Annotated in this window: 17 protein-coding genes and 8 tRNA genes; 18 read left to right on the top strand and 7 right to left on the bottom strand. The window is 70.6% G+C overall.

Annotated features, from left to right (window positions below):
- Positions 1-3 precede the first annotated feature (3 nt).
- Both FXO23_RS05710 and FXO23_RS05705 read left to right on the top strand, forming a co-directional pair.
- Positions 4-867: an alpha/beta fold hydrolase gene (locus FXO23_RS05710; protein ID WP_158881446.1), complete on the top strand. Its 864-nt coding sequence runs from the start codon at positions 4-6 to the stop codon at positions 865-867.
- A gap of 6 nt (positions 868-873) precedes the next feature.
- The gene (locus FXO23_RS05705; protein WP_158881444.1) at positions 874-1467 is read left to right on the top strand and encodes a TetR/AcrR family transcriptional regulator; all 594 of its coding nucleotides are present in this window, start codon (positions 874-876) and stop codon (positions 1465-1467) included.
- Here the strand turns inward: FXO23_RS05705 and FXO23_RS05700 are convergent, their stop codons facing one another.
- On the bottom strand, positions 1468-2628 hold the full coding sequence (locus FXO23_RS05700) for a sialidase family protein (RefSeq protein ID WP_158881442.1): 1161 nt from the start codon (positions 2626-2628) through the stop codon (positions 1468-1470).
- A gap of 185 nt (positions 2629-2813) precedes the next feature.
- Here FXO23_RS05700 and FXO23_RS05695 point away from each other — a divergent pair, with 185 nt between their 5' ends.
- Complete coding sequence (locus FXO23_RS05695; protein ID WP_158881440.1) at positions 2814-5438, top strand: glycoside hydrolase family 84 protein; 2625 nt, start codon at positions 2814-2816, stop codon at positions 5436-5438.
- 6 nt (positions 5439-5444) lie between these two features.
- Here FXO23_RS05695 and FXO23_RS05690 read toward each other — a convergent pair whose 3' ends face one another.
- On the bottom strand, positions 5445-5936 hold the full coding sequence (locus tag FXO23_RS05690; protein ID WP_158881438.1) for a YajQ family cyclic di-GMP-binding protein: 492 nt from the start codon (positions 5934-5936) through the stop codon (positions 5445-5447).
- Between the two features lie 206 nt (positions 5937-6142).
- On the opposite strand from FXO23_RS05690, the gene FXO23_RS05685 reads away from it, so the two are divergent.
- A tRNA-Tyr gene (locus FXO23_RS05685) sits at positions 6143-6224 on the top strand.
- Between the two features lie 60 nt (positions 6225-6284).
- On the opposite strand, the gene FXO23_RS05680 is transcribed toward FXO23_RS05685, so the two are convergent.
- Positions 6285-6629 carry a hypothetical protein gene (locus tag FXO23_RS05680; protein ID WP_158881436.1) on the bottom strand — a complete coding sequence of 115 codons (345 nt, stop codon included), beginning with the start codon at positions 6627-6629 and terminating at the stop codon, positions 6285-6287.
- Between the two features lie 373 nt (positions 6630-7002).
- Here FXO23_RS05680 and FXO23_RS05675 point away from each other — a divergent pair.
- The 11 genes from FXO23_RS05675 to FXO23_RS05625 all read left to right on the top strand — a co-directional run bounded on the left by FXO23_RS05675 (position 7003) and on the right by FXO23_RS05625 (position 11152).
- Positions 7003-7076 (top strand) — tRNA-Arg (locus FXO23_RS05675).
- Positions 7077-7089: 13 nt separating this feature from the next.
- A tRNA-Glu gene (locus tag FXO23_RS05670) sits at positions 7090-7162 on the top strand.
- A gap of 78 nt (positions 7163-7240) precedes the next feature.
- A tRNA-Glu gene (locus FXO23_RS05665) sits at positions 7241-7312 on the top strand.
- 40 nt (positions 7313-7352) lie between these two features.
- Positions 7353-7426 (top strand) — tRNA-Leu (locus tag FXO23_RS05660).
- A gap of 9 nt (positions 7427-7435) precedes the next feature.
- Positions 7436-7506 (top strand) — tRNA-Gln (locus FXO23_RS05655).
- 7 nt (positions 7507-7513) lie between these two features.
- Positions 7514-7586, top strand: a tRNA-Gln gene (locus FXO23_RS05650).
- 10 nt (positions 7587-7596) lie between these two features.
- A tRNA-Arg gene (locus FXO23_RS05645) sits at positions 7597-7668 on the top strand.
- Positions 7669-7892: 224 nt separating this feature from the next.
- The gene (locus tag FXO23_RS05640) at positions 7893-8639 is read left to right on the top strand and encodes an ESX secretion-associated protein EspG (protein WP_158881434.1); all 747 of its coding nucleotides are present in this window, start codon (positions 7893-7895) and stop codon (positions 8637-8639) included.
- Positions 8640-8732: 93 nt separating this feature from the next.
- Positions 8733-9170, top strand: coding sequence for a hypothetical protein (locus FXO23_RS05635; protein WP_158881432.1), 438 nt, complete (start codon positions 8733-8735; stop codon positions 9168-9170).
- A gap of 77 nt (positions 9171-9247) precedes the next feature.
- Complete coding sequence (locus FXO23_RS05630; protein WP_246256968.1) at positions 9248-9706, top strand: DUF3558 family protein; 459 nt, start codon at positions 9248-9250, stop codon at positions 9704-9706.
- Positions 9707-9724: 18 nt separating this feature from the next.
- Complete coding sequence (locus FXO23_RS05625; protein WP_158881430.1) at positions 9725-11152, top strand: hypothetical protein; 1428 nt, start codon at positions 9725-9727, stop codon at positions 11150-11152.
- A 4-nt stretch (positions 11153-11156) separates the two neighbouring features.
- Here FXO23_RS05625 and FXO23_RS05620 read toward each other — a convergent pair whose 3' ends face one another.
- A complete protein-coding gene (locus tag FXO23_RS05620) occupies positions 11157-12095 on the bottom strand; it encodes a methionyl-tRNA formyltransferase (RefSeq protein ID WP_158881428.1) in 939 nt (312 codons plus the stop codon).
- Between the two features lie 107 nt (positions 12096-12202).
- On the opposite strand from FXO23_RS05620, the gene FXO23_RS05615 reads away from it, so the two are divergent.
- Positions 12203-13534 (top strand): lysine N(6)-hydroxylase/L-ornithine N(5)-oxygenase family protein, encoded by a 1332-nt coding sequence (locus tag FXO23_RS05615; RefSeq protein ID WP_158881426.1) that lies wholly within the window; start codon positions 12203-12205, stop codon positions 13532-13534.
- A 17-nt stretch (positions 13535-13551) separates the two neighbouring features.
- Positions 13552-14859 carry a salicylate synthase gene (locus FXO23_RS05610; protein ID WP_281356475.1) on the top strand — a complete coding sequence of 436 codons (1308 nt, stop codon included), beginning with the start codon at positions 13552-13554 and terminating at the stop codon, positions 14857-14859.
- Here FXO23_RS05610 and FXO23_RS05605 read toward each other — a convergent pair.
- Genes FXO23_RS05605 through FXO23_RS05595 form a run of 3 tightly spaced genes read right to left on the bottom strand, consistent with a single transcriptional unit; the run spans position 14847 to position 18480 of the window.
- Positions 14847-15845 (bottom strand): FecCD family ABC transporter permease, encoded by a 999-nt coding sequence (locus FXO23_RS05605; protein ID WP_246256934.1) that lies wholly within the window; start codon positions 15843-15845, stop codon positions 14847-14849. The two genes, FXO23_RS05610 and FXO23_RS05605, sit on opposite strands and share 13 nt — an antisense overlap.
- Before the next feature lie 5 nt (positions 15846-15850).
- Complete coding sequence (locus FXO23_RS05600; protein WP_158881422.1) at positions 15851-16885, bottom strand: FecCD family ABC transporter permease; 1035 nt, start codon at positions 16883-16885, stop codon at positions 15851-15853.
- Complete coding sequence (locus tag FXO23_RS05595; protein ID WP_158881420.1) at positions 16882-18480, bottom strand: (2,3-dihydroxybenzoyl)adenylate synthase; 1599 nt, start codon at positions 18478-18480, stop codon at positions 16882-16884. The genes FXO23_RS05600 and FXO23_RS05595 overlap by 4 nt, the downstream gene beginning before the upstream one ends.
- A gap of 77 nt (positions 18481-18557) precedes the next feature.
- Between FXO23_RS05595 and entS the strand changes: the two genes are divergently transcribed.
- A complete protein-coding gene (entS, locus tag FXO23_RS05590) occupies positions 18558-19832 on the top strand; it encodes an enterobactin transporter EntS (protein ID WP_158881418.1) in 1275 nt (424 codons plus the stop codon).
- Positions 19833-19853 lie beyond the last annotated feature (21 nt).

Below are 19853 nucleotides of genomic sequence, written 5' to 3'. Positions count from 1 at the left end.
GTCATGCTGGAACGGTCCGGTCAGGTCACCCTGTCCGCGGGCATGCTGCACTACGCGGAACGCGGCGCGGGGCGCCCGGTGGTGTTCGTGCACGGCCTGCTGGTCAACGCCGATCTGTGGCGCGACGTGCTGCCCGCGGTCGCGGACGCCGGATTCCGCTGCCTGGCCCCGGACTGGCCGCTCGGCTCGCACCGCACGCCGATGGCCCCGGACGCCGACCTGACCCCGCCCGGGATCGCGCGCCTGATCGCCGAGTTCCTCGAGGCGCTCGACCTGACCGGCGTGCTGGTGGTGGCGAACGACACCGGCGGCGCGATCACCCAGATCCTGATGGCCGAGCACCCCGAGCGGATCGCGGGCGTGGTGCTCACCCCGTCGGACAGCTTCGAGCGCTTCTTCCCGCCGATCTTCGCCCCGCTGCCGCGGCTCGCCCGGGTGCCGGGGGCGACGTCGGTGCTCGCCGCGGCCCTGCGCAGCCGGTTCGTCCAGCCGTTGCCGATCGCCTTCGGCTGGGTGGCCAAGCGGCGGGTGCCGCGCGAGGTGGTCGGCTCGTACATCGATCCGGTGTGGCGCGACCGCGGGGTCCGGCGGGATCTGCGCAAGTTCCTGCGCGCGGTCGACCGGCGGCACACCCTGGCCGCGGCCCGGAAACTGCCCGCCTTCGACCGCCCGGTGCTGCTCGCCTGGGCCGTCGAGGACAAGCTGTTCCCGCTGTCGCTGGCCCACCGGCTAGCCCAGGCGCTGCCGGACGCGCGGCTGGTGGAGATCGAGGACAGCTACACGTTCGTGCCGGAGGACCAGCCCGCGGCGCTCGGCGGGCACATCATCAGGTTCGCGCGCCAGGAAGTTTTCCGCTTGGCACACTGAGGCCTTATGCGCCGCACCCAGTCCGACCGCTCCAGCACCACCAAGTCAGCGCTGCTGGCCGCCGCCCGCGAACTGTTCGCCGAACGCGGCTACTCCGCGGTGCCCGCCGACGAGATCGTGCGGGCCGCCGGGGTGACCCGGGGCGCGCTGTACCACCACTACGCGGACAAGCAGGCGTTGTTCCGGGACGTGGTCGAGCAGGTCGAACGGGAGCTGACCGCCACCGTGCGGGCGGCGCTGGACGGGGCCCCGGACTTCGCGACCGGCATGGTGATCGCGCTCGGGGCGTTCCTGGACGAGTGCGGGCGGCCGGAGATCCGCCAGATCGCGCTGATCGACGCGCCCGCGGTGCTCGGCTGGCAGGTGTGGCGCGAGATCGAGGCGGAACACGGCCTGGGCCTGCTGGCCGAGGTGTTCGACCGGGCGATCGAGGCGGGCCTGGTCACCCCGCAGCCGGTCGGCGTGCTCGCCCGGCTGGTGCTGAGCGCGGTGATCGAGGCCGCCCTGCTGATCTCCTCCGCCGAGGACCCGGCCCGGGCCCGCGCGGAAGCCGAACAGGCCCTGGGCACCTGGCTCGGCGCCCTGGTCGTCCCGGGCTAGCTAGCGGGAGGGGCCCTTGCCGAAGTAGGCCTTGCACACGCCGTTGTCGTAGTCGGCGGCGATCTCCAGCACGTTCGCGCCGCCGTCCACCGGCAGCAGGGTCGAGCTGTAGTTCGGGCACCAGTCGTCGTAGGGCCGCCCCACGTGCACCGGCGCCGGGACCTCGTACCACGGGCCCGCGCCGAGGTTGTCGTTCGCCAGCAGGGTGCGCCCGTTGCCCGGCAGCGGGACGCCCTTGTCGTTGACGTAGATCTGGCCGACCATCAGCAGCCGCGTCCCGTTCGGCCCGCCCGGGAACAGGGTGACCGTCTGCGCGTGCTGGAAGTGGTTGCCGTTGGCGGTCGCGATCTGGTTGCCCGGCGCGACCGGGTCGCCGAAGTTCGCGCCGTCCGGGGAGATCTTGTAGTACGGGTCGCAGAACCGGTGACCGTAGTTGCAGATCTCGTACCCGAAGTAGAACCGGCCGTCGGGCAGCCGCCGCACGAGCGGCATCCCGGGCCGGACCCGGTGCGGCGGGATCGCCATCGTGCGCTGCTTGGTGCCCCAGGTGACGCCGTCGGTCGAGGCGACCCGGTTGAGCACCTGCGCGAACTGCGGGGCCTCGGTCTCGTCGGCGTAGTGCATCCAGAGCGTGCCGCCGGCGTCGACGGTCAGCTCCGGCTCCCAGACGCCGTCGCGGTTGTGCGACCGCGCGGCCTCGGACAGGAACGACCAGGACCGGCCCCCGTCCCGGCTGGCCCACACCTTGATCCCGATCCGGCGGGCCGCCCCGGCGTTCTGGCCGTAGCTGGCCGCCCACAGCAGGGTGCCCGCGCGCAGGCGCCCCACCTGCCGCGGCAGCTCGTACAGCGTGCCGCAGCACATCCCGTTGGGGCCGCCTTCGGGATCCCGGACCTCGCCGATCTGCTTGAAGCTGCGGCCCTCGTCGGTGCTCTGGAAGATCGGCGCGAACCGGCCGCGGGCGTCTTCGCTGGTGATCGCGGCGACGATCCGGCCGTTGCGCAGCCCGGAGTGCTCGAGGCGGATCAGCCGCGGATAGGACCCCATGCCCTCGGTCAGCAGCTTGCGTTCGGTGGCCGGGGCCGCCGAGGCGGGCGCGACCAGACCGGCGACCGCCAGCAACGACATCAGCAGCGCGAGGCTGGTTCCCAGGCGGCGCATGCTCTTCCTCCCGTACGGCAACGTCGTGATTACACCATGGGGTGACAGATTTGGGTGGTTTTTCACTCGTTTTGCGGCATTCCAAGTGCGGGAATTACCCTCTTTTTGGTCTAGTCCATTAACTCGATCGAGTGTTAGCGTGCAAGATCCGGTACCTGATTCGGAGGCGGCGGATGGGCGCGCGGATGCGATCTACCAGGCTTTTTCTCGCGGCTCTGCTGGCGGTGACGGGGGCGCTCACCATACCGGTCACCGCGAGTGCGGAGACCGTCACGGTGCCGAAGGTCTGGCCGACGCCGCAGGAGGTGCAGCCGAAGCGCGGTGCGGTCACCGTGCCGAAGACCGTGGGCGAGGTGCTCGGCGAGGGGACCGATCCGGCCACGCGGGCCGTCGTCGAACAGGTCCTGAAGGCCGCGGGGGCGGAACGGTTCGTACCGGGCGAGGCCGCGCTGACCGTCTACCTCGGCGGGCCCCGGGAGAACCCGGCGACCGCGGGCGCGCTCGAGCGCCTCGGCGCCCGCGGACCCGACGGCCTGCCCGCCGGGGGCTACGCGCTCGCCGCCGGGCGCGGCGTGCTCGCACTGTCCGGAGTGGACGCCACCGGCACGTTCTACGCCGCGCAGACCCTGCGCCAATTGGTCACCGGCCGCAAGGTGCCCGCGGTGAGCGTGCGCGACTGGCCGGCCACGCCGTTGCGCGGGGTCATCGAGGGCTTCTACGGCGCCCCCTGGTCGCACGCGGACCGGTTGTCCCAGCTCGACTTCTACGGCCGCACCAAGCAGAACATCTACGTCTACTCGCCCAAGGACGATCCGTACCTGCGCGAGCGGTGGCGGGACGCCTACCCGGCGGACAAGCTCGCCGAGATCAAGGAACTGGCCGGCCGCGCGGCCGCCAACCACGTCGAGTTCACCTACGCCCTCTCGCCGGGGCTGTCGGTCTGCTATTCCGCCGACAACGACGAGCGCGCGCTGGTCGCGAAGTTCCAGTCGCTGTGGGACATCGGCGTGCGGTCCTTCGCGATCCCGCTGGACGACATCTCGTACACGACGTGGAACTGTGACGCCGACAAGGCGAAGTTCGGCACCGGCGGCGCCGCGGCGGGCGCCGCCCAGTCGTTCCTGCTCAACCGGGTCCAGGGGGACTTCGTCGCCACCCATCCCGGGATCGAACGGCTGCAGATGGTCCCGACCGAGTACTACGACCTCGCCGACACCGGATACAAGAAGGCCCTGCGCGAGCAGCTCGATCCCGCGGTGCTCGTCGAATGGACCGGGGTCGGCGTGATCGCCCCGCGGATCACCGAAGCGCAGGCGCGCCAAGCGAAGCAGGTCTTCGGGCACGACATCCTGGTCTGGGACAACTACCCGGTCAACGACTACGTCACCCCGCGGCTCCTGCTCGGGCCGTACGTCGGCCGAGAACCCGGGATCACTGGCGCCCTGGCCGGGGTGACCGCGAACCCGATGGTGCAGGCGGAGGCGTCCAAGATCGCCGAGTTCACCTCGGCCGACTTCCTGTGGAACCCGAGCGGGTACGACCCGGACGCGTCCTGGGCGGCCGCGGTCGCCGATCTCGGCGGGCCGGGCGCGGGCGCGCTGAAGGTGTTCGCGGAGAACAACTTCGCCGGGGTCCTGGAGCGGTTGGACACCGGCGCGAAGGACCAGGACTCGCCGGTGCTGCGCCCGCTGCTCGACCGGTTCTGGGCGGCGCCGGAGCAGGCGGCGGGCAGGCTCGACGCGTACCTGCGGCGGCTGGCCGCGAACCCGGACGAACTGCGTCGCGGGATGGCGGCCAACCCGGCGTTCCTCGACGAGGTCGGGCCCTGGCTGGACAAACTCGGGTTCTACGGGCAGGCCGGGCGGCACGCGGTGCGCATGCTGCTCGCCCAGCGCGCCGGGGACGGCGCCACCGCCTGGGCCGAGCGCGCCGCACTCGTCGCCACCCGCGCCCGGGCCGACGCGATCACCACGCCGACCGCGAACGGGCCGAAGAAACCGCAGGTGTGCGTGGACGTGTGCGAACCGTTCTTCGACCGGGCCCTGGCCACCGTCGACCAGGGGTTCGGGCTGCCACCCCGGGTGCTGGCGACCACGTCGATGGGGACCTACCAGGACCACCCGCCCGCGGGGATGACCGACCGGAACCCGGCGACGTTCTACTGGAGCGATCGCGCGCCGAAACCGGGTGACCAGGTGGGCGTGGACCTCGGCGCGGTGCGGCCGGTGACCCGGGTCGAGGTGACCATGGCCAAGCCCGGCAGCCCCGGCGACTACGTGCACGCGGGGGTGCTCGAACGGTCCGCCGACGGGCGCCAGTGGACCCAGGTGGCCGAGGTCACCGGCCCGGAGGTCGCCGCCGACCTGCCGCCCGGCACCCAGGCGCGCCACCTCCGGATCCGGGTGACCGGGGAGCAGGCGAACTGGCTGGTCGTCCGGGACTTCACGGTGACCACGGCCGACGAGCACCGCGCTACCGTGACCGGCGGCCCGGCGCCCGCCCCGGGTTCGGTCCTGCCCGCCGCCGCGGACGGCGACGCGGACACGGTGTACACCGCCGCGGCCACCCCGCGGGCGGGCGACGCGCTCGTGGTGACCGCGACCCGGCCCGTGGACCGCGTGGTGGTGCTCGGTTCCGGCGCGGCGGACGTGCAGGCACTCGCCGACGGCCGGTGGCGCACGATCGGCAGGCTGCGCGACGGCTACACCGAGCTGCCGGTCCGCGGCGCGGTCACCAGCTCGATCCGGCTGCTGTGGCGCCCCGGCTCACCGGCGCCGCGGATCCACGAGGTGGTGCCGCTGAGCCGGTGACCAAGCTCACCGGTAGTTGGTGAACTGCAGCGCGATCTCGAAGTCCTTGTTCTTCAGCAGCGCGATGACGTCCTGCAGGTGGTCCTTCTTCTTGCCGGACACCCGCAACTGGTCGCCCTGGATCTGCGCCTGGACGCCCTTCGGGCCCTCGTCGCGGATGTACTTGGCGATCTGCTTGGCCTTGTCCGAGGCGATGCCCTGGATGATCTTGCCGTTGACCTTGTAGATCTTCCCGGAAACCGCGGGCTCCCCGGCCTCGAACGCCTTGAGCGAGATGCCCCGCTTGATCAGCTTCTCCTTGAACACCTCGACCGCCGCGAGCGCCCGCTCCTCGGTCTCCGCCTCGATGGTGATGGCTTCCTCACCCGCCCAGGCGACCTTGGCGTTGACGCCGCGGAAGTCGAAGCGGGTGGAGAGCTCCTTACCGGCCTGGTTCAGCGCGTTGTCCACCTCCTGCCGGTCGACCTTGCTCACCACGTCGAAAGAGGGATCCGCCACGTGTCCTCACACCTCGCACTCGGCTCGTTCAGGTTGCCCAACCCTAGCCCTGTCGATCGGCACCGGGACGAAAAGCGTGCCCCGGCGCGTGCAGCTGTCCCCGGCGGAAGGCTCCGGAAGGCCCTGCCGCCCCCGGCCGGGTATACCGGTTGCAGCCCCCGCCACGGCGTTAGGTACTCTCTTCGTCGGCCGGTTCGTCCGGCCCCGGCAGGTTACCCAAGCGGCCAAAGGGATCTGACTGTAAATCAGACGGCTCAGCCTTCGGGGGTTCGAATCCCTCACCTGCCACCCACAACCAGCGACCGAATCGGAACGGTTCAGGTACTGCCTCGAGGCGGTCGTAGCCGCTCACCAGGTTTTGCAGAACCTGGCCGCGGCTACGGGGCCGCGCACATCGTGCCTCTTGGTCAGCAGTTGTCGCTGCTCCCGATAACCGACGCGTTGTCCGACGCGGTCGCCTACCTCGAAGCCGAGTACTTCGGCGGGGCAAGCTCGGAGACCGCGCAGGTATGGGATGGCGGGCACGTTGTCCTCGGTCCGCTCCACCTCGCCGAGAATGAGCCGCCGCCGGCCGACGGCAGTCCGATCTCCCAAGCGCTCCGGCGACTCGGCGTCGACAAGCGCGACCATCACGACGAGTTCGATGCCGTCGGACTCGGTCGATTCCGCGAGACCGACGATTGGCTCGATCACCCCAATTAATGCGTTGACGAGGAATCGCCGGTGACGCACACTGGTATCAGTTCACGCGATTGAAGGGGAAGTGACCATGAACGCGACGCGGTGGGTGCGGATCCCGCGACAGCCGGTGGCTGTGGCGGCGCTGCCGCGCGTCCCGATGATGGGGCGGTCGTGGGGCTTCCGCCTGCAAGAACAGCGACTTGAGGGGCTCGGCTCCCCGAGTGTGACGTAACGCGTCAGCACATCAGGGAGCCGCCCGTCGGGAAACCGATCAGGGCGGCTTTCTTTATTCGCCGTGCCGGAAAACCATTCTTTTCGCGGTGATCACGCGCGCCCTTTTTCGGGTGCGGTTGTTTGAGAACTACACAGTGGAGCGGTTTCACAGACCCCCGTAGCTCAGTGGGACAGAGCGCGGCGCTACGAACGCCGAGGTCCGAGGTTCAAATCCTCGCGGGGGTGCTGACACGAGCGAGGCGCAGTCGTCCAGTGGCCGAGGATTCCGGGTTTTCGCCCCGGGGACACGGGTTCGAATCCCGTCTGCGCTGCCGGGAACGAGGGAGACGGCAACCCGCCTGATTTGGGATCAGGAGACACCCCGTTCGACTCGGGGGTTCCCGACGCCGGGCGCGTTGGTCCAGTGGAACGGATACCGGACTCTCGATCCGGGGACGCGGGTTCGATCCCCGCACGCGCTGCGCCCCGGCACCCCCGCGCGTGGGGGTGCCGGCTCCACCCGCCCCTGTAGCCCAACTGGTAGAGGCACCGGATTCAGGATCCGGCCAGTCCAGGTTCGACTCCTGGCAGGGGTACTTCGGCAGTCCCGGTTGGTGTAGCGGCAGCATCCCGGACTTTGGATCCGGGGAGCCAGGTTCGAATCCTGGACCGGGAGCCGCCGATGCCCGTTGGTCAAGCTGGCACTGACGCCGGATTCTGAGTCCGGAGACCGAGGTTCGAACCCTCGACGGGCAGCACGAACTCCGCCCTTGTGGTCCAACGGACACGACGCCGGCTTCCGGAGCCGGAGATCCGGGTTCGACTCCTGGCAGGGGCACGATCCACCGCGCACGGTCCGGCGGCCACCCGGGATTCATGTCCCCGGGGTGCCTGGTTCGACACCAGGGTGCGCGACCGGGAAGCTCCACTGGGCCGAGGGGCTGACCTCGCCGGGGGATTGCGCTACCGTCGAGTCCTGTCCCGATTACCGATCGTGACAGGTTCTTGAGTGGGTGGCAGGGGGTTTCCGGGTTGGCGTCGTTCGGTGCGACTCTGGAAGAAATGGACATTCTGGACGAGGATCTCGGGCTCGGCCGGTTGGTCTACCCGTACGAGATCCCGTACGTGAGCCCGACGTTCACCGAGCGCGCCGAGCAGCGGGCGCGCACCTGGCGGCGGCTCCGCGAAGACGGGCTTGCCGATCAGAACGGGGCCCGCGAGGACCTGGCGAAGCTGCTCAAGGCCTGGTCCGCACCGCGGGTGCTGCTCACCCAGGTCGCGGAGGTACTGGAAACCGATTCGCGTTATCTCTACCGCGGCGGCTGGCTGGGCGACCTCGGTTTCCTGTGCAGCCAGCGCGGCGAGCGGCTGGTGATCGACCGGATGCGGCCGGAGCACGTCGTGCCGGAAATGGTCGCCGTGCTGCCGGACTGGCGCGCCCGGCTCGGCGGCCCGGTCACTGTGCTGGTGCCCAAGGAGACCGGCCCGGCGGAGCCGACCCCGTGGGTGGACGAACCCGCCGACGACCCCCGGATGCAAGCGATGCGGCCGGTGGAGCACTTCTTCGCGGCCCCCATGCTGCGCTACGGCGTGATCGAATGCTCGGTGCGCGAGCCCGACACCCAGGTGCGGCGCGGTAAGGAGGTCCCGGTGGCGGCCTTGAACTGGTTCGACACCACCGAGGGCCGGTTCTTCGTGGCGACCGAGGACCTGCCCGACGGCGCCCGGCGGCACACGTTCACCCCGGCCGACCGGTCCCGGATCGCGCAGTGGCTGCGGGAACGGCTCAACCGCGCGCTCGGAGGCTGAACACTGTGCGAAACGGCAGACGCGGCCACCGCGCCGTTGCTACCGTAGGTATACATCTGGTAACGCGGATTCGGGCATTCGGGGAGGAATGACGTGGCGGACGGAGACTCGGGCAGCGCGTTCCTGCAGTCGGTCGTCGGCGGGTTGGGCGATGCCAAGCAGGTGAACGCGTTCGCCGACGGGGCCAAGGACCTCCTCGGCAAAGCCAAGGCCGGCGGCTGGGCCATCAGCGAAGAAGGCGGCGCCCACTTCCTGAACGCTTTGAAAGCGGCGGAGAAGCAGCACCAGGACATCTCGAAGAGATTGGGGCAGCTTCAGCAAGCGCCGATGCTGGGCAATGATCAGTACGCGCAGACGGTCGCCAGTCATGTGTTGACCGCGATGGACTCGGATGAGCAGTCCCTGGTGCAGGTGATGCTCAAGTTCCGGGAAGGGCTGGACGCCATTCGCGAAGCGATTGAGACCGCGAAGAAGAACTACAACGCCGCAGACGAAGCCGCTACCAAGCGCCTCGGTGTTTTCAAGGACTAAAGGACTAGGTGATTATGACCAGCGCCCGTACCCTCCACTGTCTTGGAGCGTCTGTTGCCGTGTGTGCGGTGCTGGCTATGGCGGGGTGTTCGAGCAAACAGGTTGGCACGGCGCTGCCCGCTGCGACGCCTGCGGCGTCCAGCGCTGGTAACCAGGATGTCTTTGCTGAAATGAATGCCTGCGAGGTGCTCGATGATCTGCTCGCCGGTCAGGGCTTTGACCCGGGAGTGAACAAGACTTCCCGCAACGAATGCAATACTGGGAAAATCGATGCCTGGGCCGTCGGACTTGCTCTCGATCCGGTTCAAGGTTTGGCGGAGTTCACCAAGACCGACCCTAACGCGACGAGTACCGACATCAACGGTCGGCGCGCATTGCAGTCGGCGAAGGCGGGCGGTAACTGTGACATCGCCATCGAGGTCGCCGAGCACGCGAGGGCCGTCATTGGGGTAACCGCCGGTGTGCATGACGACGGATGCCCCATTGCCAAGCAATATGCGGAAAAGCTCGAACCGAAACTGCCGAAGGTTCAGTGACCAGGGGAGGGTTCGACCATGACTGACCCTTATGGACCGACCAAGTACGGCCGCCGACGCTACGAAGCCGAGGTCTATGCCGATGAGTCCGGAAACGTGTTCGGTGGCGACCCGGGCCGAGTGGCGGGTAGTTACTCGGTCGAAGAAGGGCAGCGGCTCGAAGCTCAGGTGGGGTCGCCGTTCGCCCAAGGATTTCGGGAGGGGCTTGACCCGTCGGACGCGGATTATCGTGCCGTGCCGCATCAGCAGCTCGTTTCCTTTGTGCGCGACGGTGTGGATCCGAACGCCGTGGACGAGCAGGGGATGATCCTCAACGATCTCGGTAACGCGCAGAAGGAATTGTCCTTCAACTTCACGCAGGCCGCGGCGAAGGAGGAATCGCTCTGGCAGGGGCCGGCCGCCGAGCAGGCGCACGGGTTCTTCGGGGAGTTGGCCAAGTGGACCGACTCTTCCGGTGACTCCGCTTTCCTTGCCTCCAACCGGTTTTCCCAGCAGTCCGCGGCGCTCGTCGAGGCGCAGAAGCAGATGCCGCCGCCTGCCGGGCGGAGTGTCAACGAGTCCATGGATCTCGCCAAGGAGCAGATGGCGGGTGGCAAGGTCTTCGACGCGCTGAGCACCTGGTCCGATATGAACCAGCAGGCGCAGCTCCAGCGGCAGGCGCACGATCAGGCCGCCGCGGTGGTCAGTGGCCGGGATCAGACCTTGTTCAGCACCGGGTCCACCCAGCCTTCGTTCGCGCAGCCACCCAAACTCCCGTTCTCCGGGGCGGTCGAGACGCCGATCGACGGGCGGACGCAGGTTTCCTCGGTGGATCCGGGCATCGCCAAACCGCCGGGCACCAGTTCGGTGACGCCGCCGGGGTTCATCGGCGGCGACGTCCCGCCGGGGCGCCCGAACGACCTCCGGCCGGGCGTGGACTCCGGCCGGGGTCAGGTTCCGGGCATCACGCCGCCCGGTTACCAGAACCCTCCGGGCTGGACGAGGACCCCGGCACCCGGGCTCGGGCCCGCTGCCGCGCTGGGCGTCCCCGCGCCCGGGCTCGGACAGTTGGGCAGTGAGCAGGTTCGCGAGGGCAACCGGCGCGGGTTCCCCGGCAGCGCGGCGCGCTCCGCGGGCGGGCGGATCTCCGGGTTCGCCGGTGGCGCCAAACCCGGCGCCAAACCCGGCGCCCAGCCCGGGACACCCGAGGGCCCGAACGCGGGCAAGGGCACCGGATCGGGCGCGCCCGGCGCCCGCGGGGCCGCCGAGGTGGCGGCCAAGGGCGGGGCGGCGGCCGGGGCCAAGGGCGCCGCGGGGATGCCCGCCGGCGCCGCGGGTGCGGGCGGCAAGGGCAAGGAGGAGGACAAGGAGCACAAGCGCGCCGGGTTCCTCCAGGAGAACGATCCCAACGAGTTCTTCGGCACCGAGGGCCTGGACCGGACCACCCCGCCGGTGATCGGCCAGTAAGCGCCTACCCCAGATACCCGCCCATGGTGCGGAAGTACTCGGTCGCCGGGTACTCCGTACCGTCCTCGGTGCGGACCCGCTCGAGCAGCAGCCCGTGGTTGCGGCCCCGCCGCGCGTCCGCGCCGGCGACGATCACCACGCCGTCGCCTTCGCGGATGAAGATCCGGCCGGGTGTGCCGCCGTAGCGCCCCTTCGACACCGAAGCCCGGACCACGCGCAACCGCTCGCCCTTGTGGACCGTGAACGCGTTCGGGTACGGGTCGGACTGCGCGCGGACGAGCCGGTCGAGGTCCTCGGCGGGCCAGGTCCAGTCGATCCGACTGTCCTCAATGGACCGTTTGTGGAAGAAGCTGGCCTTGGACCGGTCCTGCGGGGTGAGTTTCGCCTCGCCCGAGGCGAGCAGCGTCAGCGCGTCCACGGTGATCGGGCCGATCAGGTCGACGGTCTTGTGGAACAGGTCCGTGGTCGTGTCGCGCGGACCGACCGGCACCGCGCGCTGCAGCACGATGTCACCGGCGTCCAGCCCCTCGTCCATCATGTGCGCGGTCACGCCCACCTCGGGCTCGCCGTTGATCAAAGCCCAGATCAGCGGCGAGAAACCGGCGTAGGCGGGCAGCAGCGAGTCGTGCACGTTCAGCGTGCCCAGCCGCGGCAGCGAGTAGATCTCCGGCGGCAGCCAGGTGCGCCAGTTGTTCGCGACGATCAGGTCCGGATCGGCTTCCTTGAGCCGGGACAGCAGTTCCTGATCGTCGGGACGGTTGCGGATCAGCACCGGCACGCCGTGCGCCTCGGCCAGTTCGGCGACCGAATCGGACCAGATCTTCTCGTAGGCGTGCTCGCTCTTCGGATGCGTGACGACCAGCACCACCTCGTGTTCCGAGTCCAGCAGCGCCCGCAGCGTGCGGTGGCCCCAGGTCTGGTAGCCGAACATCGCGACCCGCATGGGTCCTCCTCGCATAGGGATGAACGTCACGATCGAATGTAGTAGTTGAGCCTCCCCTAAGTTAGGTTAGGGTCACCTCTGCCCACGCGTCGACGGATCGGACAGGTATGTCGCTTGCACTTCCCGCATCGCCCGCGGTTCACGACCTCGTCGGAGTCGGCTTCGGCCCCTCGAACCTCGCGCTCGCGATCGCGCTGACCGAGCACAACGCGAGCGGCGGCACGCCAGTCACGGCCCGGTTCCTCGAGCGCCAGCCCCGGTTCGGCTGGCACCGCGGCATGCTGCTGGAGAACGCGACCATGCAGGTGTCCTTCCTCAAGGACCTGGCGACCATGCGGAACCCGACCAGCGAGTTCAGCTTCCTGAACTACCTGCACAGTCAGGGCCGGCTGGTCGACTTCATCAACCACAAGAACCTGTTCCCGCTGCGCATCGAGTTCCACGACTACTTCGAGTGGGCCGCCGCCAAAGTGGACGACCTGGTCACCTACGGCCAGGACGTCACCGCGATCGAGCCGGTGTTCGAAGACGGTGACTTCGCCTGCTTCGCGGTGCGCACCGCCGCGGGCGAGACGCTGCACGCGCGCAACCTGGCGCTGGGCACCGGCCTCCGGCCGAACCTGCCCGAGGGGATTACTCCGAGCGAGCGGATCTGGCACAACAGCGAACTGCTGCACCGGGTCGAGCGGCTGGACGAACGGGATCCGTCCCGAGTGGTCGTGGTCGGCGCCGGGCAGAGCGCCGCCGAGGTCACCGCGTTCCTGCACGACCGCTACCCGCGCGCCGAGGTGTGTTCGGTGTTCGCCCGCTACGGCTTCAGCCCCTCGGACGACAGTTCGTTCGCGAACCGGATCTTCGACCCGGAGGCGGTCGACGCGTACTACGGCGCGCCCGAGGACATCAAGCAGCGCCTGATGAACTACCACGGCAACACCAACTACTCGGCCGTCGACCTCGACCTGATCGACGATCTGTACCGGCGCGTGTACTCCGAGCGGGTGCGCGGCGCCCAGCGCCTGCGGATGTTCAACACCTCCCGGCCGATGGACGTCACCGAGACCGGCGACGGGGTGCGCGCGACCATCGAATCCCTGACCACCGGCGAGAAAACCGTGCTGGACGCCGAGGTCGTGGTCTACGCGACCGGTTACCTCCCGGCCGATCCGACCGACCTGCTCGGTGAGCTCGGCCGGAAGTGCCGCCGCGACGAGCAAGGACGCCTGCGCATCGAACGCGACTACCGGCTGCGCACCGATCCCGAGGTGCGCGGCGGGCTCTACCTGCAGGGCGGCACCGAGCATTCGCACGGGATCACCTCCTCCCTGCTGTCCAACACCGCGATCCGGGTCGGCGAGATCCTGGCGTCGATCCTCGACCGGCGCGGCGCCGAGGTCGCGCCGCCGCGTGAATACGCCGTGAGCGGCAACGGAATCCAGTAGAGCGGCGAGGAGTCCTGGTGTCCTACGAAGAGGAATCTTTCGGCGCGGCACTCGATCCGCTGCTCGCGGTGGCGCGGCTGGCCCGCGCCGGTGACTTCGGTGACCACCTGGCGTACGAGACCGCGGGCCGGTGGGTCTTCGCCGCCGGTGAGCTGGCGAGCGTGTCGCTGGACGCCGAGCACGTGCGGATCCGCTTCGACGGCGCCGAATCCGTGACCCCGTGGTCCGGTTCGCCGGGCGCGGCGCTGCACCGGGCGCTCGATTCCTTGCCGATCACCGGCTGGAACGCCTACGGCCGCGTGGAATTCGGCTTCGCCGGGGTGGTCCCCGCGCTCGCCGCGCTCGGCGCCGAATCACCCCGGGGCGAGCTGGCGCGGCTGATGATCCCGCGGCTCGAGGTGCGCCTGGACACCGCGGGCGCGGTGATCCGGGGTGCCGGAGCCGTTCCCGCGCGCGTGCGCGAACTCCTGGCACAGCCGGAAAACCGCGAGTGCGCCGCCACGCCGATCGACATCCGCACCGGCGGCGCCGACTACCGCGAACGCGTGGCGCAGGCGGTCAAGGAGATCCACAAGGGCGAGTACCAGAAGGTCATCCTGTCCCGGACCGTGCCGATCCCGTACCCGCCGGACCTGGTGTCGACCTACGTCCTCGGCCGCCGCGGCAACACCCCGGCGCGGTCGTTCCTGCTCCGCCAGGGCGGGCTCGAGGCGGCGGGTTTCAGCCCGGAGGTGGTGGTGACGGTCGGCGCGGACCGCAAGGTCACCACCCAGCCGCTCGCCGGGACCCGCGCGTTCGGCCGCGGCCCGGAGGCCGACGCCGCCGCGCGCAGCGAACTCGAATCCGATCCGAAGGAGATCTTCGAGCACGCCGTCTCGGTGCGCACCGCGCAGGACGAGCTGCGCCGGGTGTGCCGCCCGGGTTCGGTCGGGGTCGGCGACTTCATGGGCATCTCCGAACGCGGCAGCGTGCAGCACCTCGCCTCGCTGGTCAGCGGCACCCTGGACGAGGGGCGCACGGCGTGGGACGCGCTGGAGGCGCTGTTCCCGGCGGTCACCGCCTCGGGCATCCCGAAACGCGAGTCGCTGGACGCGATCTTCCGCCTGGACGAGCCGCGCGGCCTGTACTCGGGCGCGGTGGTCGCCGCTTCGCACGACGGTTCGCTCGACGCGGCGCTCGTGCTGCGCGCGGTCTACGCCCGCGACGGGCGCGGCTGGTTGCGCGCCGGTGCGGGGATCGTCGCGGAGTCCACGCCGGACCGGGAGTACGAGGAGACCTGCGAGAAACTCTCCAGCGTGGCGCCCTTTGTGGTTCAGGCCGACTGAGCGCGCTGCCGCCACAGCAACCAGCCGAGGTAGGCGCCGCCCAGCGCGGCGGTGGCCACCCCGACCGGCAGCGTGGCCGAACCGCCGACCCGCTGCGCGGCGAAGTCCGCGGCCAGCACGAGCAGCGCGCCCATCCACGCGGCGGGCAGGACGTTGGGACCGGTCGACCGGGTGAGCCGTTTGGCCAGTTGCGGCGCGGTGAGCGCGACGAACGCGATCGGCCCGGCCGCCGCGGTCGCCACCGCGCACGCCGCGGTCCCGGTGATCAGCAGGTACAGCCGGGCGCCCTCGACCGGGACGCCCAGCGAACGCGCGGGCTCGTCGCCCATTTCCAGGATCCGCAGCCACTTCCCGCCGAGCAGCACCGCGGGCAGCACGACCGCCAGCGCGATCCCGACCGGAACGGCGTGCTCCCAGCCGCGGTTGTTGAGGCTGCCGGTGATCCACACGGTGGCGCGCGAGGCGTCGGCGAGGTTGGCGTTCACGATCAGGTAGAAGTTGATCGACTGCAGGATCGCGCTGACGCCCACGCCGACGAGCACCAGCCGGTACCCGCGCACGCCGCGTTGCCAGGCGAGCAGGTACACCAGCAGCGCGGTGACCAGCCCGCCGCCGAGCGCGCCGAGCGACACCGTGGCCGCGCTGCCCCCGGCCAGCAGGATGACCATCAGCCCGCCGGTGGTCGCGCCGTAGTTGAAGCCGATGATGTCCGGGCTGCCCAGCGGATTCCGGGACAGGCTCTGGAAAACCGCGCCGCTGATGCCGAGTGCCGCGCCGACCAGGACGGCCGTCACCGCGCGCGGCAGCCGCAGTTCGAGCACCGCGAAATCGGTCAGCTTGCTGCCGTTGCCCAGCAGCGTCCGCACGACGTCCAGCGGTGCCACGGAAATCTGGCCGGTGCCCAGGGTTATCACCGCGACCACGGCGAGCGCGGCGACCAGGAAAACGCTCACCAGCAACGGCCGCGGCACGCGGCGGATCGGCACGACCGTCACGGTTTCGCCGCCCGGTTCCGGCGGACCAGCACGATGAACAGCGGCGCGCCGAGCAGCGCGGTGATCACACCCACGTCGATCTCCTGTTTCGCCACGACCCGGCCGAGCACGTCCGCGGCGAGCAGCAGCACCGGCGCGAGCACCACGCAGTAGGGCAGCACCCAGCGCTGGTCCGGGCCGGTGATCGCGCGGACCATGTGCGGCACCGCGAGCCCGACGAACACCAGCGGCCCGACCGCTGCGGTCGCCGCCCCGGCCAGGAGGGTGATGGCGACCAGGGTCAGCACTCGGGTGCGTCCGAGGTGCGCGCCGAGCGCGCGGCCCGCGTCGTCGCCCAGCGCCATCGCGTTGAGCGGGCGCGCGAGCAGCAGCGCGAGGATCAGCCCGGCGCCGAGGAACGGGGCCACCCGGGCCAGCGTCGCCCCGTCGATCCGGTTCAGCGAACCGACCGTCCAGAACCGCAACTGGTCCAGCGTCCGGGAATCCAGCAGCATCGCGCCCTGGGTGATCCCGGTGAGCGCGGCGGACACCGCGGTCCCGGCCAGCGCGAGCCGCACCGGGGACGCGCCGCCCCGCCCGCCGCTGGCGATCAGGTACAGCACCGCGCCCGCGACCGCCGCCCCGGCGAACGCGAACCAGATGAACGCGCGCAGATCGGTCAGCCCGAACACGCTGACCGCGAGCGCCGCGGCCGAGGACGCGCCCGCGTTGACCCCCAAAAGGCCGGGATCGGCGAGCGGGTTGCGGGTCAGCGACTGCATGAGCGCCCCGGCGACACCCAGTGCGGCGCCGACCGCGATCCCGATCAGCGTGCGCGGAACCCGCAGGTCCCAGACCACGTAGGCGGCGTCCGAGTGGCCGCCGGAGAACAGCACATCGACCACAGTGGACAGTGATACGGACCGCGCGCCGACGGCGATGCTGACCAGCGACACCGCGATCAGCACCGCGAACGCGGCGACCAGCCCGAGCGCCTTCGCGGTGTGGCGGCCCCGCGCGGGGGCGGGCGCCTCGACGACCTGCGCGGTCACTCGGTTTCCAGCAGCTTCCCCAGCGCCTTCTTGCTGACCTTGCCGACCGTGGTGAGCGGGAAGGCGTCGAGCACCTCGATCCGGTCCGGCAGCTTGTACGCGGCGACCCCGCGTTCGCGCAGGAAGGCGGTGACCTCGCGCAGCGTCGGCGCCTCGCCCTTGACGATCAGGAACGCGCAGGTGCGCTCGCCCATGATCTCGTCGGCCATGCCGACCACTGCGGCGTCGTGCACCGCGGGGTGCGCGAGCAGGTGGTTCTCCAGTTCCTCGGCCGGGATCTTCTCGCCGCCGCGGTTGATCTGGTCCTTCACCCGGCCTTCGACGACCAGGTGGCCGGACGGCAGGACGCGCACCAGGTCACCGGAGCGGTAGAAACCGTCCGGGGTGAACGAGCGCGCGTTGTGCTCCGGCGCGCGGTAGTAGCCGCGCAGGGTGTACGGCCCGCGGGTGAGCAGTTCGCCGCTCTGGCCGGGGGCGACCTCTTCGCCGTCCTCGTCGACGACCCGGATCTCGTCGCTTCCGGACATCGGGCGGCCCTGCGTGGTGATCACCAGCTCCGCCGGATCGTCCAGGCGCGTGTAGTTGAGCAGGCCCTCGGCCATCCCGAACACCTGCTGCAGCGCGCAACCCAGCGCCTCCGGCACGCGGCTCGCCGGTTCCGCGCTGAACTTCGCGCCGCCGACCTGCAGCAGGCGCAGGCTGGACAGGTCCTCGTCGGCGAATTCGGCGGCGTCCATCCACAGCAGGGCGACCGGCGGGACGACCGCGGTGATCGTGACCTTTTCCCGTTCGATCAACGGGAAAACGCCGTCCGGGCTGGGATCCGGGGCCAGCACGACCGTGCCGCCCGCGGCGAAGGTGCCCAGGATTCCGGGGCAGGCGAACGCGAAGTTGTGCGCGGCGGGCAGCGCCACCAGGTAGACGGTGTGCTCGCCGAGCCCGCACACCCGCGCGCTTTCCCGCGCGTTGTAGAGGTAGTCGTTGTGGGTGCGGGGAATCAGCTTCGGCGTGCCGGTGGTTCCGCCGGACAGCAGGAACAGCGCGACCTCGCCGGGGTCGGGTGCGGCCAGGGCGATCGGTTCGGCCTCGGGCAGCGCGGTGAACTCCTCGGGGTCCCCGACGACCAGGACGTGTTCGACCGACGGCACGGATTTGCGCACGCTCCGCGCGAGCGCGCGGTAGTCGTATCCGGCCTCGTCGAAATCGGCGATCACGTAGGCGACGGCCTCGCTGAGCTCGCACAGCGGCGCGATCTCGCTCTCCCGGTGCGCGGGCAGCGCGAGCACCGGCAGCGCGCCGATCCGCAGCAGCCCGAAGATCAGCACGACGAATTCGGGGATATTGGGCAGTTGCACGACGATCCGGTCACCGGCGCGCAGGCCGAGCCCGTGCAGCCCCGCCGCGACCCGGTCCGCGCGCGCGTCGAGTTCGGCGTAGCTCCACCGGGATCCGGCCGCGTCGACCAGGGCGATCCGGTCCGGATGATCGCGGGCGCCGTCGCGCAGGAGCACGTCGAGGGGTTGCCCGGCCCAGTGGCCCGCGGCCCGGTAGGCGTCGGCGAATTCCGTGGGCCAGGGCACGCACCCGTCCAGCATCGTCGGCTCCCAGCGGCTCGTAAGGTAATCCAAACTTAGGTTAGGCTACGGACAGTTCTTATACCGGAAGGGGACCCGTGCGGCTCGGAGAGCTGGTCATCGACGTCAAGCCGTTACGGACCAGCGCCGGATACCGCCTCGTTTTCGGCGCGCAGACGCTCACCGTGCTGACCACCGCGCTGACCAACGTGGCGATCAACCTGCACGTGTACCAGCTCACCGGGTCTTCGGTGCAGGTCGGACTGGTCGGCCTGGTGTTCGGGCTGGCCCTGCTGGGCGGCCTGCTCGCCGGGGGTGTGCTCGCCGACCGGATGGACCGCCGTCGCCTGGTGCTGAGCACGCGGGCCGTGGTCGCCGTCGTTCTCGCCGGGCTGGCGATCAACGCGGCGAGCCCGAGCCCCCTGCTGTGGTTCGTCTACGTGGCCGCGGTGCTCGCGGGCGGGATCAACGGGCTCGGCGGCTCGGCGCTGATGGCGGCCATTCCCGCGCTCGTCGACGCGAAGCAGTTGGCCGCCGCCGGGGCCCTGCTGACGACGACCAGCCAGTTCGGCGCGATGGTCGGGCCGACGATCGCGGGTCTGGTGGCGGCCGGCCCCGGGGTGGCGGTGTGCTTCGCGGTGGACGCCCTGGGGTATGTGGCCGGGGTCGTGCTGATGTGGTTCCTGCCGCCGCTGCGCCCCGCCGACGCGGACGCGTCCCAGCAGCATCCGCTGCGGTCCCTGGTGGAGGGGCTGAAGTTCGTGCGCCGCAACCAGGTCGTCGGCGGGCTGCTGCTGATCGACGTGTGGGCCATGGTGTTCGCGATGCCGTACGCGCTGTTCCCGCAACTGGGCACCGAGGTGTTCGGCGGCGGGCCGACCGCGGTGGGCCTGCTCTACACCGCGCCGGCGGTCGGCGCGTTCCTCGGCGCGCTGGGCAGCGGCTGGACCGGCCGGGTCCGGCACAGCGGGCGCGCGCTGATCGCGTCGGTGCTGGTGTGGGGGCTGGCGATCACCTGCTTCGGCCTCAGTGGACAGTTGTGGATCGGGTTGCTGTTCCTGGCGCTGGCCGGGCTCGGCGACACGACCTCGGAGATCCTGCGCCGGGCGCTGCTGCAGCACTACACCCCGGACAACCTGCAGGGCCGGGTCGGCAGCCTGTGGCTGGCCCAGGCGACCAGCGGCACGGCGGTCGGCAACGCCGAGGCCGGGTTCGCCGCGCGGCTGATCGGCGCACCGGGTGCGGTGGTGGCCGGTGGCGTGGTCTGCGTCCTGGGCGTGTGCCTGGTCGCGGCGACCATGCCAGGCTTGCGGAGGGCGAGCCTGCTGTCGCCCGCCGACGAAGATGGGGCGGAGGACTTGGCAAAGCACTGAGGGTGAAGGCAGAGCGGCCCA

Source organism: Amycolatopsis anabasis (assembly GCF_009765355.1).
Taxonomy (GTDB): Bacteria; Actinomycetota; Actinomycetes; order Mycobacteriales; family Pseudonocardiaceae; genus Amycolatopsis; species Amycolatopsis anabasis.
This window is presented reverse-complemented; position numbering and strand designations above follow the sequence as displayed.

What these genes read in the sequence shown, in the direction of transcription:
- FXO23_RS05710 (WP_158881446.1), top strand. Translation starts at nt 4, where the DNA reads ATGCTGGAACGGTCCGGTCAGGTCACCCTGTCCGCGGGCATGCTGCAC.
- FXO23_RS05705 (WP_158881444.1), top strand. Translation starts at nt 874, where the DNA reads ATGCGCCGCACCCAGTCCGACCGCTCCAGCACCACCAAGTCAGCGCTG.
- FXO23_RS05700 (WP_158881442.1), bottom strand. Translation starts at nt 2,628, where the DNA reads ATGCGCCGCCTGGGAACCAGCCTCGCGCTGCTGATGTCGTTGCTGGCG.
- FXO23_RS05695 (WP_158881440.1), top strand. Translation starts at nt 2,814, where the DNA reads ATGCGATCTACCAGGCTTTTTCTCGCGGCTCTGCTGGCGGTGACGGGG.
- FXO23_RS05640 (WP_158881434.1), top strand. Translation starts at nt 7,893, where the DNA reads ATGGACATTCTGGACGAGGATCTCGGGCTCGGCCGGTTGGTCTACCCG.
- FXO23_RS05630 (WP_246256968.1), top strand. Translation starts at nt 9,248, where the DNA reads ATGGCGGGGTGTTCGAGCAAACAGGTTGGCACGGCGCTGCCCGCTGCG.
- FXO23_RS05625 (WP_158881430.1), top strand. Translation starts at nt 9,725, where the DNA reads ATGACTGACCCTTATGGACCGACCAAGTACGGCCGCCGACGCTACGAA.
- FXO23_RS05620 (WP_158881428.1), bottom strand. Translation starts at nt 12,095, where the DNA reads ATGCGGGTCGCGATGTTCGGCTACCAGACCTGGGGCCACCGCACGCTG.
- FXO23_RS05615 (WP_158881426.1), top strand. Translation starts at nt 12,203, where the DNA reads ATGTCGCTTGCACTTCCCGCATCGCCCGCGGTTCACGACCTCGTCGGA.
- FXO23_RS05595 (WP_158881420.1), bottom strand. Translation starts at nt 18,480, where the DNA reads ATGCTGGACGGGTGCGTGCCCTGGCCCACGGAATTCGCCGACGCCTAC.